At 63.9% G+C, this 16184-nt stretch carries 13 protein-coding genes; 5 read left to right on the top strand and 8 right to left on the bottom strand.

Going from position 1 to position 16184, the window contains the following annotated elements; all coding sequences use genetic code 11:
* Window positions 1–14: 14 nt before the first annotated feature.
* The 5 genes from AC3A35_RS04275 to AC3A35_RS04255 all read right to left on the bottom strand — a co-directional run bounded on the left by AC3A35_RS04275 (window position 15) and on the right by AC3A35_RS04255 (window position 4757).
* A complete protein-coding gene (locus AC3A35_RS04275) occupies window positions 15–1760 on the bottom strand; it encodes a DUF1302 domain-containing protein (protein WP_487434639.1) in 1746 nt (581 codons plus the stop codon).
* A gap of 171 nt (window positions 1761–1931) precedes the next feature.
* Window positions 1932–2339, bottom strand: coding sequence for a nuclear transport factor 2 family protein (locus tag AC3A35_RS04270; RefSeq protein WP_487434638.1), 408 nt, complete (start codon window positions 2337–2339; stop codon window positions 1932–1934).
* 46 nt (window positions 2340–2385) lie between these two features.
* Window positions 2386–3399 (bottom strand): zinc-dependent alcohol dehydrogenase family protein, encoded by a 1014-nt coding sequence (locus tag AC3A35_RS04265; RefSeq protein ID WP_487434637.1) that lies wholly within the window; start codon window positions 3397–3399, stop codon window positions 2386–2388.
* A gap of 10 nt (window positions 3400–3409) precedes the next feature.
* Window positions 3410–3820 carry an EthD domain-containing protein gene (locus AC3A35_RS04260; RefSeq protein ID WP_487434636.1) on the bottom strand — a complete coding sequence of 137 codons (411 nt, stop codon included), beginning with the start codon at window positions 3818–3820 and terminating at the stop codon, window positions 3410–3412.
* A 31-nt stretch (window positions 3821–3851) separates the two neighbouring features.
* The gene (locus tag AC3A35_RS04255; protein WP_487434635.1) at window positions 3852–4757 is read right to left on the bottom strand and encodes an SDR family oxidoreductase; all 906 of its coding nucleotides are present in this window, start codon (window positions 4755–4757) and stop codon (window positions 3852–3854) included.
* 378 nt (window positions 4758–5135) lie between these two features.
* On the opposite strand from AC3A35_RS04255, the gene AC3A35_RS04250 reads away from it, so the two are divergent.
* The 4 genes from AC3A35_RS04250 (at window position 5136) to AC3A35_RS04235 (ending at window position 11196) form a co-directional block, all read left to right on the top strand.
* The gene (locus AC3A35_RS04250) at window positions 5136–7064 is read left to right on the top strand and encodes an AMP-binding protein (RefSeq protein WP_487434634.1); all 1929 of its coding nucleotides are present in this window, start codon (window positions 5136–5138) and stop codon (window positions 7062–7064) included.
* Window positions 7065–7344: 280 nt separating this feature from the next.
* Complete coding sequence (locus AC3A35_RS04245) at window positions 7345–8130, top strand: SDR family oxidoreductase (RefSeq protein ID WP_487434633.1); 786 nt, start codon at window positions 7345–7347, stop codon at window positions 8128–8130.
* A 131-nt stretch (window positions 8131–8261) separates the two neighbouring features.
* Complete coding sequence (locus AC3A35_RS04240) at window positions 8262–9614, top strand: alpha/beta fold hydrolase (protein WP_487434632.1); 1353 nt, start codon at window positions 8262–8264, stop codon at window positions 9612–9614.
* Between the two features lie 37 nt (window positions 9615–9651).
* On the top strand, window positions 9652–11196 hold the full coding sequence (locus tag AC3A35_RS04235; protein ID WP_487434631.1) for a long-chain-fatty-acid--CoA ligase: 1545 nt from the start codon (window positions 9652–9654) through the stop codon (window positions 11194–11196).
* Between the two features lie 172 nt (window positions 11197–11368).
* Here AC3A35_RS04235 and AC3A35_RS04230 read toward each other — a convergent pair whose 3' ends face one another.
* From AC3A35_RS04230 to AC3A35_RS04220, 3 genes are all read right to left on the bottom strand, one after another.
* Complete coding sequence (locus tag AC3A35_RS04230; RefSeq protein ID WP_487434630.1) at window positions 11369–12613, bottom strand: amidohydrolase family protein; 1245 nt, start codon at window positions 12611–12613, stop codon at window positions 11369–11371.
* 62 nt (window positions 12614–12675) lie between these two features.
* The gene (locus AC3A35_RS04225; protein ID WP_487434629.1) at window positions 12676–14445 is read right to left on the bottom strand and encodes an FAD-dependent oxidoreductase; all 1770 of its coding nucleotides are present in this window, start codon (window positions 14443–14445) and stop codon (window positions 12676–12678) included.
* A gap of 31 nt (window positions 14446–14476) precedes the next feature.
* Window positions 14477–15271, bottom strand: a complete 795-nt coding sequence (locus tag AC3A35_RS04220) for an SDR family NAD(P)-dependent oxidoreductase (protein WP_487434628.1) — start codon at window positions 15269–15271, stop codon at window positions 14477–14479.
* Between the two features lie 400 nt (window positions 15272–15671).
* Between AC3A35_RS04220 and AC3A35_RS04215 the strand changes: the two genes are divergently transcribed.
* Window positions 15672–16052, top strand: a complete 381-nt coding sequence (locus tag AC3A35_RS04215; RefSeq protein ID WP_487434627.1) for a VOC family protein — start codon at window positions 15672–15674, stop codon at window positions 16050–16052.
* The last annotated feature ends 132 nt before the right edge of the window (window positions 16053–16184 follow it).

Raw genomic sequence — 16184 nt, 5'->3', positions numbered from 1 at the left:
GCAAATCCTTTAGCTTAGAAACTGCCCTTGTAGGAAAACACCAACCAACCACGATCCTGGATCTGTGATCCATTGCTGACCCTGATCTGTCCTGTTGCCGGATTGACGTCGTGGGTCGCAAAGTAGTCGTTGTAGGCGATGGTGAAGTCATGCCGCTGATTGTAGGTGGCGGTCACCCCTAGGGTGTAGCTGCCTGCCTTCTCGTTCCCGCCTCCAAGGGTGGAGCCGTTTCCTTTCAAACCGTATGAAACACTGGCGAGGGCCGAGATATCCCAGCCGGGACGAACTGCGGTCCATTGGGGCGATGCACGCAGGAAGATCTGCATCGCGTCCTTGGTGACACAGCCGGTTTTCGCACCACGGTCACCCGCTGGACGGTTCGAGCACCTGTTGAAGAACTGTTCGCCCGAGGTCACGTCGTCCCAGCGGCTGTAGGCCAGTTCTCCCACCAACGTCAACTGATCCCACACGCTGTTCGGACCGACAAGGGCAATACCGTTGACGAGCGCGTGCCATGTGTTGCCACGCGGCACATTGGAGCTACCGTCCGTGATCGTGCCATTGAGGGCGGTGCGTTCGCGACGGACGAGTTCGAAGCCCGTACTCACACCGGCGATGGAAGTGGAATAGCTCAGTCCGTAAAGCCTTGCGTTCTCAGCATAAACGGCCCGATAGGTCCTGGCGGCCGGGTTAAGGCTTACGGTAGGACTGCGCTCGTCAAACTCGCGGAAATAGACGCCCAGTGTGCCATCAGCCCAACTCGGGCTCCAGCGCGCACTGAGACCGTAGTCGCCGTCTTTCTTGGGCTTGTCAATGCCTTGGTTGATGAAGAACACGCCAGGCGCCACGGAAAAGCGATCGGGTCCTTGCAGGATGAAATCGGTTGAGCCGAGATAGGTCCCCCCTTCGGGCAAGCGAGTGGGCTCCCAGTCATAGTAGTACTGCGCCGCCAGCGAGAGCTCAGGCGTAAGCTGCAGCGATCCCGAGATTTGACCGATCGGCATGGCCAATTCCTTGGCGTCGGCACCGGGGGCCGTCAGCGCTTTCAAGCCATCCAAAGGAGCCTGCGCGTGGGAAACGCTATGTGCCGACAAAGCGACGACCTCACCCCACAGAGTGGTGTGGCGACCAGCCTTCACGTTGCCGCCCATATCTCCAGCTTGGAAGTTCCAGAATGCGTAGGCATCGAGAATCTCGCCCGATGGCCCCCTGAAATAACGCTTGGTATAGCTCGAGTATCTGTTGTTGATATAACTTCCACGATCTGAAAACGCCGGGTTCGTTTTGACCTCGTTGTCGTAGGCCCAGTCGTTCCAGGCGGAGCCACTGAGACGAAAGCCGAATGCCCCCCGGTAGCTGAAATCGAGCTCGGAGAATAGATCGATCCGGTTTGTGACCACATCGCCCTTGTCGAAACGATAGGTGCCTTCGTCCGTATTGGGGCTGTTGGCAATGGCGCTGCTACGCTCGTTGGTACGTACGCCGAGGTTGTAGCGAAGGGTGTTGCCCCAGCTCAGTTTAACGTCGGGATTGCCAACGTCGATCTCGAATGCGCTCACGTTCCCCGAGAAGCCCGCGATTATGACAACGGACGCGCCCGCACAGAGTGCGGTCGGGGTCAGCCAGGATCGATCCTTGCGAACCGGGGCCGGTCGAGTGCTGACCCCTTCGGTTGCATCCTCGTGTCGCCCCGAGCGATTGCGCTCGAGGACTCCGTCGAGCACGCGATCTGCGGGTACGACGGCCGCTTCTTCTTTCATTTGTATGTCTCCTCGTTTTACTTGGTGCGAGTGCGATGACCGCGTGCTCACACTACAAGGTGAGTCAGCCGGAACGTGTCTCCCGTTGAAACGGATCTTGTCCAACACGCCCCTCCTCCCCTACGGACGACGCGCCCCTGAAGGAGCGCCCCCGGAATGCCAGTTTCAGCCTCAGGCGGCGATCGCCTCCGAGATCGCCTTGGTATCCCAATAGACGGGCTTGATGCTCGAGATCAGACCGTTCTCGAACTCGGTGATCTCGGCGAGCGGCATCGAGATCTTCTTGCCGGTTGCCTTCGACGTTCCGCTGAACTGGAGCACGCCCACCACATAGCCTCCTCCGCTGGTGATCGCCTTGACTTCGATATTCAGATCGTCCCAATGGCCCACAACTTGGGCAAACAGCGTCTTCAGCTCCCCGATTCCGTGGTATTCGCCCCGGTAAGGCAGTCCGTCGGCCTCATAGACCGTCAGGTTCTTCGAAACAACCTTTTCGACCCCTTCCCAGTCGTTGGCGAAGATCGCGCCATAGAAGCGCTGCATTGTTTCGGCGTTGGCCTTGTCCTGCTCAATACTCATGAATGACTCCTTGTCGTCAGTTGAAAATCGAGGCCGACAGACGACCTCAAATCGTGATACCGATCTTTCCAATATGGTTGCGAGACGTGAGGCAATCGAATGCTGCCCGCAACTCGGCGAGTCGAAATACGCGATCCATGGCCGGAATCAGTTTGCTCGCCTCCACCGCACGCACCATGTCCTGCTGATGGCGACGGCTGCCCACCGTCAAGGAAACGACGCGGACATTGCCCTTGATGGCCAATAGAGAGGGAAACTGGACAGGCTGGCGACTGAGTGCGCCGACCATGTACAGGAAGCCGCCCGTGCGCATTGCCTGCAAGGACTGGGACAGGTTGCCCCCTACGACCTCGACGACATGCTCGACGCCACCATCGCTGAGGTCGCGGACTCGACTGCTCCAATTCGGCTGAGCGAGGTAGTCGACAACATGGTCGGCCCCCAGCGCTCGCAGGCGTTCGGCCTTGGCCTCGGACGAGGTCGTGGCGATCACCGTGGCGCCCGCGAGTTTGGCGAACTGGATCGCGAAGCTCGAGACGCCGCCGCTACCCTGGACCAGAACCCGGTCCCCAGGCTTAACGGCGCCCTCAACCACGAGGGCGCGCCATGCGGTCAGGCCGGCACAGGGCAAGGTGGCGGCTTCTTCGAAGCCCAGCCCCTTCGGGGCAAGCGTGAAGTCGGTTTCCGGCAGCGCAACGTACGTGCACGCAAAACCGTCCACGTGATCGCCACGCATGCGTGCCGTCCGGCACGCAGTCGGGGGGCCGTCAACCCAGTCCGGGAAATAGGTGCCGATGACGCGCTCGCCGACCTTGAATTCGCTGGCGCCCTCCCCCAGTTCGACGACTTCGCCGGCGCCGTCAGAGAGCAGGACCCGCCCTTCGGCCGCCGGCAACACCCCGCTCGCAACCAGGTAGTCATGGAAGTTCAGCGAACTTGCCCGGATTCGCACGAGCACCTCACCCGGCCCCGGGCGAGGCGGCTCGCGTTCGACCCGGCGCAGGCTATCCAAATTCGCCGGCGCACCAATCTCGAGACGTGTCATTCCCTTGCGACTCACGACCGGGCGCTCATTCGAGCACCGACTCCGGGGGCTGCGTGAATGCGGTGCCGGTATTGCTTTCGTCGCAGACGATCATCACCGTGGCCTTGTCGTCAAGGAACTTGCGCTCGTCGGCCTTCAAGATCGGCTGGATCTCGGGGTCGTTGAAGATGCGGCCGATCTCCTCAACCGCCGCCATGTCCTTCACCCGCATTTCGGTGATCGCGTCGTAGCCGACATCGTAGGGTGCCGGCTGCACCCCGGCCGGCACGCTGCTCGGATCGAGCAGCGCGAGGGTCGGGTAATTGCGGACATAGCCGGTCAGCAGATGACCGATGTACTTCTGCGCGTAACGGACGTGGCTGCACTCGTAGTGCTCGCGAAACTGCTCCGGCGTGATTCCCGGCTTGCGCTTCAGAAAGAAAATCAGTTTTGCCATGTGCTCCTCCTTGCGGTTGCGGACCAGATCGTCAGCCCCACTTCTGCCGGTTCGCCCAGGTACGCATGTCTGTCAACTCGATCGGAATCAGCTCGAGAGCGGCCTGCACATCGGCCTGAAACGGCTTCTGCGGCGCCTCGTTGTTGAAGGTGTAGAAGCTGTCGAACCCGTCGACGAAGTCCTTGCGGGTGGATCCCGTACCCGGCCCCCAGAGGTCGTAGAACAGTTCGCCGAACTGGCGCGGCGTCATGTACTCGTAGCGCAGCGGACGATCCATCGCCCCGGAAATGATCTCGATCACTTCCAGCGTCGTAAGCCGCTCGGGACCGCCGATGTGGATCTTCCTGCCCGCCAGATCGGGGCGTTTCAGCGCCGCGACCATGAACTTCGCCACGTCTTCGAGGCAAATCCAGTCGGAGGCGAGATCCGGCTTGTGGGCGTAGCGATAGATACCTTTCTGCAGATTGGGCTTGATCCAGTCCCCGAGAAGGTTGTTCATGAACAGCGTCGGCCGGAAGGTAATCACCGGAAAGCCGTAGCTCCGGAACAACTCTTCCATGCCCAGCACGCCATCGAAGGTCACCTGGCCCACCGGCTCATCCGGCGCCCACATGCTCGAGTTCAACACGAACAGTTGGACCTTGGAGCGCTTGACCGCTTCAGCGAGATTGCGACACTGGTCAGCCAGCCGCGACACGTCGCCCATGGAGGGAGCCTGGAACAGCACGGCATCGACGCCGGCAAGGGCCGCGTCCAGCGACGCCGGATCGTCGTAGTCGGCCCGGACGATGGTGGCGCCGAGCACCGCCTCCTGCTCCAGCAGCTTCGGGGCGCGGCTGACGGCCTTCACCATGTAGCCCTGACGCAACGCTTCGCGGACCTGCGGCCGCCCCTGAAAACCCGTCGCGCCGAAAACGATGATCGTCTTGATGTTCATGTGTTTCCTTCTTGTCCAGGGAGTTGGTTCCCAGCAGTCAACGACGTACTGGGAGTCGGGTCACTGCGGCGAACGCGCCGCGCACTTGAAACCTTTGTGCAATCGGCGCTTACCGAGTCAAGCCCGATCCATCAGTCCAAAGAATAGGCTGGACGCCCGCCCCACCTTGTCTGCAGCCGCCCCGGAGCTTGCCCGCAGAACGACACGCGGAACCGACGGCGCGAAACGAGTAAGGATCGCCCCGCTTCCAGGCAAACCAGCGTTGCTGCACGGCACACGACGTCAGCCCGCGCTGTTTCGCCAAGGCAAATCCAGCGCTGAACACAAACTTGACTGGGGACGCACCCGCCGTGCCACCAGCACCACCCTCGCCTATCATTGCGTCCGTATCACACGAGCTCGACCTTCCAGACGAAAACACTCCCACGAGCGCATCGGCATGCCGGCAGCCAGAACCTCCGCCGCAGCCAGGCGACACCAAGGGCCTCAACCCGGGCAGCCAGTCGCCTGAAGCCGGGCCGGACGTCACTACCCACCAGCAGCCGTACGAGCTTCGGATCACCGGCACTACCCGCGAACAGCGAAATCGCACGTCCGAGCATCCCACATAGGAGACACCACCCAATGACGACCAACACCCGCCTGAGCCTATCGTCGGACTCCAACGCACCAGACGTTGCGATCGCGGGGACGCCCGCCACGCTCCCCCCGCTTCCGCCTCGCGACACCGTCATCCACGCGCTTGCGCGAGCGGCCTCCAACAGCCCTGAGGCCGTCTTCATCGATATCGCCGGAGAGAAGCGCACCTATCGCGAGATCGATCGGGAATCGACGCGGTTCGCAAACGAGTTGGCCGCCCTCGGCGTCAAGCAGGGCGATACCGTGGTGACGATCTTCGACACCAACATCGACGTGTTCGTGAGCTGGTTCGCGATCAACAAGCTGGGTGCGATCTGGGTGCCGATCAACACGGCCTATCGAGGGGATTTCCTGCGCCATCAGGTCGATGACGCCGGCGCGCGGTTGATCTTGTGCGACGAACACTTCCTCGACCGCGTGGTCGCGATCGCCGACGCGCTCCCGCAGGTCAGACGCGTGCTCGTTCGAAACCTCAAGGACGTCCCTGCGTGCCCGCTCGAAGTCTCCGCGTTCGATAGGCACCGCGGCGGTGATGATACCCCCCTGCCGATCGTCGTGAAGCCGGCCGATCTTGCCATGCTGGCCTACACCTCGGGCACAACCGGGCCATCCAAGGGCTGCATGCTCAGCCACAACTACCTGTGCATGCAGGGCTATCAGGAACTGCGGATGGTCCCCCATGGACCGGATGCAATCTGCTGGACCTGCCTGCCCGCCTTTCATGTGGCCGCCTTGTGCGTCGTGCTTGGTGCGCTGGTAAACGGCCTGCGTTGCGCGCTCTCCCCGCGTTTCTCGGTCACGACGTTCTGGGAGGAGATCGAAGCCGCAGGCGCAGACCACGCCCTGCTGATGGCCGGCATCTTTTCATATGTCGCCCACGCCCCTGACAGCGACGCGATGAAGCGCTGCTATGGAAAGCTCAAGATGATCTGGGGCCAGCCGATCACACCCGAGATCCGAGAGATCTGGCAGGAGCGTTTCGGCGTGCAGAAGGTCTTTTCCTACGCTTACGGACAGACCGAGGCGAATCGCATGTCGTTCTGTCTTCCCGATGACCACAATCCGCCCGACCGCTGCGCCGGACGTGTTGCCAGTGAGTTCGACCTCAAGATCGTCGATGCCGAAGACCAGCCCGTGCCCGACGGCGAGGTCGGCGAGATCGCGATCCGGCCACGCGGGCCGAACCTGATGTTCGAGGGCTACTGGAAGCGCCCCGAAGAAACGCTCAAGGCGTGGCGCAACCTCTGGATGCACACCGGCGACCTGGGGCGCCTGGAGAACGGTTACCTGTACTTCGTCGATCGCGCAAAGGACTATTTGCGCAGCCGCGGCGAGAACATCTCCAGCTTCGAGGTGGAGCGTACATTCATCGCCCATCCCGACATCCTGGAAGTCACCGTGCACGCTGTCGGCCAGCAGGACGCTGAGGACGAAGCCAAGGCCACGATCGTGCTGCAAGAGAACGCAACGGTGACGTACGAGGAACTGTGCCACTGGGCGATCGAGCGATTGCCGCACTTCGCGGTGCCGCGGTATTTCGAGTTCCGGGCAGAACTCATCAAGAACCCGACCGGCAAGGTGCTGAAATATCGACTGCGCGAGGAAGGCGTGACCCCCGCCACCTGGGACCGTGTCGCTGCCGGCATCGAGGTACGGCGACGAAAGTAAGCACGGCAAGACGCCCCGGGAACGGAGCCACTCCACCGCACGGGACCCGACGTGGTCACCACTCGGGCATCTTCCGGGCCGGACAGACTCTTGCGTTTGCGACAATTCAAACCCCCGCAAAGGACAAGCCGCGCGCAACCCAGTAGGTAGGATGAAGTCTCGGAGTATGCGTGACGTCCCGCGAAGCGACCTCGCGCCTCAACGACTTCGGGCAACCCGACGGCTAACGAAAATACTGATCCTCAATACCGGTATGGGAGAGCATCAAATGGATCTTGGATTGCGTGACAAGATCGCGCTTGTAAGCGGCGGCAGCAAGGGCATGGGGCGTGCGACGGCCGAAGAGCTGGCGCGGGAAGGGGCCCGGGTGCTGGTCGTCGCGCGCGGTCAGGAGGCGATCGACGAAACGGTGGCCGCGATCCGGGCCGCGGGTGGCGTTGCCGAGGGCCTTTCGGTCGACATGACCGACAAGGAGGCGATCGCGGGCGCGGTTGCTCACTGTGCGAAAGTGCTCGGCGGGGAACCCGATATTGCCGTCGCGAACGTCTATGGCACGCCACGCCTGAACTTCGATGGCGCCACCCCCGAGGACTTCCGCCACGGATACGATCTGCTGGTGCTGAGCGCCTTGCATCTTGCCCATGCCGTGGTGCCGGGGATGAAACGGCGCAATTGGGGGCGGATCCTTACCATCGGTTCATTCTGCGTGAGGAAACCGCATTGGCATATCCCGCTGATCGTCGATAACGTCACCCGGGCTGCCGCGCTGGCACTTAGCAAGTCCCTTTCCAACGAGCTAGGCGGCTACGGCATCACCGTCAATACGATTGCCCCGGGCTTCATCGCCACGGAGATGGCCCTTGCCTGGATGGCGGAGCTGGCCCGGGAACAGGGGCAGGAGCCCGCGGCGGCGTCGGCCGCGCTCGACGCCACCATTCCGCTTGGGCGGCAGGGTACGCCCGCAGAAATCGCAGCGACGGCCACGTTCGTCTGCTCGGAACGGGCCAGCTACATTACCGGACAGCTGATTACTGTCGACGGCGGGCTGGTTGGCGCGCTCTATTGAATGTTCAGGAGAGAGGAACTGGCGATGTCTGCGCAGGATGAGTTTGAAATCAACCGTGTCGCCGAAAAAGGCAAGCCGCGCGCAAGCTGACGAGTGGATTGAAGCTTGGGAATATGAGGGCGCCTACGAAAATGACTCAACACTTCAACGGTTTCGATGGCATCACGCTGGCGGCCGAAGTTCGCGGGGACCCGTCCTGGCCGCCCGTCCTGCTGCTACCGGCCTTCGGCCAAACCCGCACTGCCTGGTCGCGCGCAGCCAAGGCGCTCGCCGCCGCCGGCCGCTATGTCGTCACGCTCGATCTGCGCGGGCACGGCGAAAGCGACTGGTCCCCCACACGACACTACGACCTCGGCGATCTCGTGCAGGACGTCATCGCGGTCGTCGCACAACTGCCGTCGCGCCCGGCGATCGTCGGCGCGGGCTTGGGCGGGCTGGCTGCCCTGGTCGCGGTCGGCGAGCAATACGAGCCGATCGCCTGCGCGCTCGTGCTGGTCGATGCCGCACCGCGCATGGCACGCGAGGGCCTGGACCGCATGGCGGCGCTGATGACGGTCGACAGGGCGGGTTTCGCCAGTGCCGAGGCTGCCGCCGATGCAGTCGCAACTTTTCTGCCCGCAGGCGTGCGGCCCGAGGTGACCGAGATCCACCGCCATCTGCGGCGTGCGGACGACGGGCGCTTCCGCTGGCACATCGATCCTGCTTACCGTGCCTTCACCGAGAACGAGTCGGTGCGCCTGCCCGCACTGCAGCGGCTCACCTCTGCAGCCACCGGGCTGAAGATCCCGACTCTTCTTGTGCGCGGGGAAGACAGCGCGATCGTCGACGACGAGAGCGTCGCCGGCTTCCGTGAGCTGGTGCCGCACGGGGAATGCGCCGACCTTGCCGGCGTCGGCGGCGCGATTGTCGGCGACCGCAACGACGCCTTCGACGCCACCATTCTCGAGTTCCTCGAACGCGTTGTGCCCCGGCCTGGGGCACGCCCTCAGGGTGGCATCGAACCCCGCATATTGCGAGATGCGCTGGGCTGCTTCACGACGGGCGTCACCGTCATAACGACGACGACGCCAGAGGGCGAACCGCTCGGCTTCACGGCCAACTCATTCACCTCGGTCTCGCTGGACCCACCCCTGGTGCTGTTCTGCGTGAAGCGCGAGTCCGCCAGCGTGGCGGCGCTGCGCGAACGGGGAGCTTTCTCAGTCAACATCCTGCACATCGGGCAGCAGGCGATCTCGAACACCTTCGCCTCCAGGACCGCGGACCGCTTTGTCAGCCTCGACTATGAAATGTGGGACCTTCGGGTTCCAGTCATTCTCGATGCGATGGCCAATTTCGAATGCTCCATCGAGGAAATGCACGAAGGCGGGGACCACCTGATCGTGGTCGGCCGCATTACGCGCGTGCTCTTCGACCCATCCCGCGACCCCCTGCTTTACCTGCAAGGAAAGTATCGGCGCGTGCATGTGGCGCGCGAAGCAAGCTAACGTACTTGACGTCGACACCATGCTGGACTTCTCCCGGATGCAAACCCTGCCGGACTTGCTCGCATATCACGCCGAGGCCCGGCCACACGATGCCGCACTTGAATTCGAAGGACGCGTGACGTCCTATGCCGCATTCGACAGACGGACCAACCTGCTCGCAGCGTCGCTGAGGCGGCTCAACCCCGAGCCCGGTAGCCGCATCGGCTACCTGGGCAAGAACAGCGATCGGTACTTCGAGCTCGTGTTCGCCGCCGCCAAGGCCGGCTTGGTGCTGGTTCCGCTGAACTGGCGCCTTGCATCCGATGAATTGGCCTTCATCCTCGGCGACGCGCAGGTCGCGCATCTCTTCGTCGACGATCTGTTCGAGGCGCAGGGCCACGCACTTGTCCGGCGGCTCGCCATCGCCCCCGTGCAGTCGCTCGCTGACGAGGCGAACTGGGCCGCGCTGCTGGATCCGCGCGGCGGCGCAATGCCGCCGGTACGCCCCGGTGTCCACGACGTCGTGCTGCAGATCTACACTTCGGGCACCACCGGGGCCCCCAAGGGCGCCATGCTGACGCACGCCAATGTACTCGCCCTGCGCGAGCCGGGGCTGCGCGCCGGGCTCGGCTGGTTTCCGCGCCCAGGCGATACGAGCTTGGTCGTGATGCCGGTGGCCCACATCGCGGGTACCGCCTACGGACTGTTCGGGCTGCACAGCGGCGGGCGCCTTGTGATCGGGCGCGAGTTCGACGCCGGCGAGGTCTGGGCGCTTCTGGCGAGCGCCCGCGCAACGCACATGCTGCTCGCGCCGACGGCGTTGCGCATGCTACTCGAGCATCCCGCCGCGGCGACCACGCCCGCGCCGGACTTGCGCTACGTTACCTACGGAGGTTCCCCGATCGCGCCGGGGCTGCTGGAGCGGGCGGTTGCACGCCTCGGCTGCGGTTTCACCCAGATGTACGGCATGACCGAGGCTTCCGGCGGGGTCGTAGCACTGACGCCCGACGACCACCGCGATGCGGTTGCCCATCGTCTCGCGTCTGCAGGGCGAGCGATGCTGGGGGTCGAGCTTGGCATCGTCGACGGTCAGGGTAAGCGCCTGCCACCGGGACAGGCCGGCGAGATCGTCGTGCGCTCACGCGCGGTAATGGCCGGCTACTGGCAGCGGCCGGAGGCCACCGCTGAAGCGATCTCCGCCGATGGCTGTTTGCGCACCGGCGACATCGGCGTGCTCGACCGCGACGGTTACCTCACGGTCATCGACCGCGCCAAGGACACGATCATCTCCGGTGCAGAGAACGTGTATCCGCTCGAGGTGGAGAACGTCCTGCTGCGCCACCCCCATGTCTCGGACGCCGCCGTCATCGGCGTGCCGTCGGAACAGTGGGGGGAGGAAGTAAAAGCCATCATCGTGCCTGCACCCGACACCCAGTTCGACGCGAACGCCGTGATCGCGTTTGCGCGCAAACACCTCGCGGGCTACAAGACACCGAAATCCATCGACCTGGTGGCCGAACTGCCGCGCAATGCCGGCGGGAAGGTATTGCGCCGGCTGCTGCGCGCCCCGTTCTGGCGCGACCGCGGGAAACACGTGGGCTGATCGGCGACGCTCGAAGCCGCCCGAGCAAGGGTAGCGCGGTGCGATTCGTCCTGAAAGCCGTAGCTGCGTAACAGCTCTTCCATGCCCGGCACGCCATCGAAAGTCACTTGGCCCACCGCACGACTTCAGCCAGCATTGCGGTGGGCCAAGTATGTTTCCAGAACCAGCGAACTCAGTCTCGATACCGCTCCGGAATCGGGAATCGGAACGCTTTGGCTGCATTCAGGCCGAGCAGCTTGGCCCGGGTCGTCTCCTTCAGTCCGTCGCCGAAGCTGCGTTCGATGGATTCCGCCGAATGGGGCCACGATCCTTCGTGGTGCGGATAGTCGTTCGCCCACATGAAGTTGTCGTCGAGGCCGAACCGCTCCACCACGGCCAGCGCCGCGTCGTCCTCGCCGAACGAGGCGTAACAGTTGCTGCGGTAGTACTCGCTCGGCAAGCGCTTCATCTTCGGACGGACCCAGAAGTGGTGCTTCAGGTAAGCCTCGTCCATCTTGCCCATCATCCACGGTACCCAGCCCGCGTCGGCCTCGATCGAGGCGACGCGCAGCTTCGGAAAGCGTTCGAACACGCCGGAGGCGCACATGCTGACGACCGGTTCGATGGTAGGCGCCAGCGAATGGACAACATAGTTGATGATGGCTCCGCCATTGCCCCGCGCGGCACGAGGGTCTTTGCCCGTGGAGACGTGGTAGGTAATCGTCAGGTCGGCGTCCTGAATCGCCGCCCAGAGCGGATCGAACACCGGCAGGTTGTAGTTGATGTGCGCCACGTCGTGCTCGCCCCAGATCGGCTTGCACGGCAGCGTCAGCACGCGGAATCCTTTCTTCGCCACACGCTGCACCTCGCGCACTGCGCCTTCGATGTCCGCAGTGCATAGTGCGGCGGCGGGGCTGCAGCGGTCGACGTAGGGACCGCAGACATCCCATACCCAGTCATTCCAGACCGCGCACTGCGCCGAAACGAACTCGCTGTCGCCGGACGACCACATCAGCAGCGCCGGGCCGTTAGGGAAGATCACTTCACCATCGACCCCGTCCATCTCCTGGTCGACGATGCGCTGCAGGCCGACTACACCGGAGCCGGGCGCAGACATCGAGTCCCCGCCGGCTCGCGAGCGCAGCAGATCCTCGCCCTGAAACGGGAAGTCGATGAGACGTTCCGGTCGCGCGCCAGGCATGATGATGAAGCGATCACCGTTATCGCGCTTCTCGACGCGCGGCAACAGGTGATGCCACTTCGCATCCAGCCGGTCACGGAACAGTGTTACCGGGGGATTGAGGTGCGTATCGCAGGAAATCATGAAGTACTTGCTGGCGTCACCCTGGCGGACGCCTTTTTGCCAGGTCTTCGGCCGCGTCGCCTCAAGACGCCATGCGTTCTCGGAATTAACCACAATCTCGTTCTCTTGAGCCATCTCTGCAATTACCTCCAGTTCGGACAGGTGTCAGTTGGGTGGCTCAAGCATAGGTCGGGGGGTCACGCCACCTTGTCTGAGGACGTCTGCGCCCTTGCCGAACTGGCGATCGTACCGAGCGGGTACGATGAGGCAGCCACAGGCGCGTCAGCCGCATCCGCGGCGAGATCGTTGGCGGCAATGTAGCCGAACACCATGGCCGGCCCGATCGTGCCGCCGGCGCCGGGATAGCAGTTGCCGAACGGTGAACCCGAAGCGTTGCCCGCAGCGTAGAGGCCGGGGATCGGCTGCCCGCCCTGGTTCAACACCCGTGCGCGCGCATCTGCCTTCAATCCGCCCTTGGTGCCCAGGTCACCGAGATTGATCCCGATGGCGTAGAACGGCGCCTGGTCGATCGGCCCCAGACACGGATTGGGCTTCACATTCGCGTCGCCGAACGTCCGGTCGTAATCGTTGCTGCCGCGGCCGAACTCCGGGTCGATCCCGGTACGGGCATACTCGTTCATCTTCGCGACGACCTGCTGCAGCTTGACGGGATCGAGCGCGATCTTTCGCGCCAGTTCGGTCAGGGTGGGCGCCTTGAAGATGTAGTGATCCCACTGGTCGGGGCCGATCGCCCGATCCGGCATGATGGGCGACGGCATGTAACCGCCGGCCGGAAACTTGCTCCGGAACCTGGCATCGAAAACCAGCCAGCACGGCGCGTTCTTTCCCGTTTTCAGGTCGTCCTGGACCATCGCGTTCCCGAACCGGTCGTAGCCGCAGGCCTCGTTTACGAAACGGTCGCCGTTGCGATTCACGCACACGCTGTGTGGCCGGCCTACATCGAAGACCGCCTGGTGAATCTCCTCGAAGTTCGACACGCCGGGGATCGGCTTGCTCATGGTCGGTACCCACCAGCCCGCTTCCATGAACTCCACGTCGGCGCCGATGGCGAGCCCCGCCTGCAGCAGCTCTCCGCGGTTGGCCTCCTCCGGGGTGCTGCTCCACCGCCTGTCGCCAGGCACGCTGAAGTAGCGATTGCGCAGCTCCTGGTTCCACTCGAATCCGCCTGCGCAGACGATCACGCCGCGACGCGCGTTGATGAGGCGGCGCTGGCCGAGGTGCTCGACCTCGACGCCGCTCACCCGCCCCGCCGTCACCTGGAAGGACTTCACCGACGCACCGAGTCTGACTTCGACTCGCCGGTCGATCAGGTGCTTGCGCATCGGCCCGATGAGGGCGCCCCCCAGGCTGAGCAGGCGGTCACGGCGCGTGAGGCGACGCGTGCCCAGGTCGGCCCAGTAGCGCGCGATCACCCGCAGGAGCGTCGACTTCCAGCCCGGCGCCTTGGCCGCAATGCCGAAGGCCTCGCCGAAGTCCATCGTGTACCGGTTCAACAGCTTGAAACGGGTGAACTGCTCGCGCAGCAGGTGAAACTCCCCACCCAGCTTGCGCCCGTCGAACATGGGGCAGACCAGCGAACGGTCGGCCCGTGCCCCGGGCACTTCCGCGAAGTAATCGGACCAGGGCATGACCTGCAGCGGAATGCCGATCGAACGCAGGAAGCGGACCATCTCCGAACCCTGGTCGACAAAGGCCTCGAGCCGGTCGCGGCGTACCGGGCCGCTGATCACGGCATCGAGGTAGCGCATCGTCTCCTCGCGACTGTCGTCGGTGCCCAGGCCATGATTCGGGATCCACAATACTCCGCCGGAAGTCGCCGAGGTCCCCCCGAACTTGTGCGCCTTTTCCAGCACGAGCACCGACAGTCCCAGATCCGTGGCGCGCGCCGCCGCGGTCATGCCGGCGGATCCCGACCCGGCAACGACCACATCATAGGTTTCATTCATTTCCATTGCCTCCGCCCTCGATCGCATGGGGTCATGCTCCACTGGTGGGATCGGTCCCCGTCAATGCGGGGCGCTCGTCACTGCGTGGAAAGCGGGTCAACTGGTTGCCGCCACTCACCTGAAGGTTCAGACCGGTGACGAAAGCGTCTCCGGCAAGCCACAGTGCCGCGTCGGCGAAGTCGGCCGGCTCGCCGATGCGGCCGAGGGGACACTCGCCCGCGTAACTCGCCTCCATCCCATCCACCGACCACAGGGCCGAAGACATCTCCGAGCGAATGGCGCCGGGCAGGATGGAGTTCACGCGTACCCCTCGGGGGCCGTACTCGAGCGCCGCGTAGCGCACCAGGCAGTCGACCGCCGCCTTGGCACATGCGTAGGCATAGACATGCTCGAGCGGGTGGGTGGCGGCCATCGAGGAAAACAGGATGATCGAGCCGCCGTTCTCCATCGCCGCCGCCATGTGCCTCACGAAGTGCACGCTGCCGTGGTAGTTGATCTCGGTCGACTGCAGGAGCGCTTCGGTGGGGGTGTTGGCGATGGTGCCGCCCACGGGCAGGCCCGCCGCATTGACCGCGACATCGAGCCGGCCATAGCGCTCGACTGCGACCCGGGCCAACCGCGCAATAGCCGCATCGTCCGCAACGTCACAAGGCTGAGCGATCCCGCTAATGCGCTCGGCCAAATGCTGCAGTGACGCCTCGCGTCGCGCAGCGACGATAACTCTTGCGCCTTCACTCGCGAAGCGCTCCGCGATCGCCCAGCCAGTTCCCGCAGGAGCCGACGCACCGAGCACAACCGCCACCTTCCCCTCAAGTCGCCGCACCATCACACCACCTCCATGGGTCACGCGAACGTCGTGCATGCGAGAGCACCGTCGGGACGTCCGCCTTCGTTCTTTGGTCAAACCGCGCAGATGACAGCATGGCTTCCGCCGCCCCCGTGGTAGCCGATGACATTGCAACAGTCTAGACAGCAGGCGGAATGGACCTTGTCTCAAGCCGCGTTCGATCTTGCATTGTGCAGATAAACGGTCGAGCAGCCTGCGGGTGCACCCAAAGACATCGCAAAGTTCCTGCGCAAGCAAGTGCCGGCCGGGGTCTGCACTAGCCTGCGGTGGGGCTGTGCAGCGTCACCGGCATCTCGCACGCGTGCGTGTCACGCCGGATGCAATACGGCCCGCGCGTCACCCGTCACCCACCCATTACCCACTTCATCCGGAGCAGACCATGCCCATCTACACACATACCGCGATCGGCACCAACGACATCAATCGCGCCCGCAGCTTCTATGACGTCACGCTCGGCGCGCTGGGCCTCAAGCGTCTCGGCGATCTGGAGCAGGCGTCGTTCTACGGCGCCGAGGCGCCCGAGTTGATGGTCATCAAGCCCATTGACGGGAACCCTGCCACCGCAGGCAACGGTATTACCATCAGCTTCGCAGCGCCCACTCGCGCCGCAGTCGACGCTTTCCACAAGGCCGCGCTGGCTAACGGCGGGGTGTGCGCCGGTGCCCCCGGCCCCCGCCCCGTGGCCCCAAGCGCGTATGCCGCGTATGTGCGCGACCCGGACGGGAACAAGATCGCAACCTATTGCTTCGCAGCCGGCTGATAGCACTCACGCCGGCAGGCGTGGTGGCCTGCCGGATGTGTTGGAGGGCTTCAACGGGAGGCTCGCGGACGTCGCTCCTTTCCGTACATCAACCCTAGGCAAGGCGATTCGTTGCCGGGCTGACCGAAGCGC

The sequence above is a fragment of the Azoarcus sp. Soil_N_20 genome, from assembly GCF_057656155.1.
The sequence above is the reverse complement of the archived record's forward strand: the minus strand, read 5'-3'. Positions and strand labels throughout refer to the sequence as shown.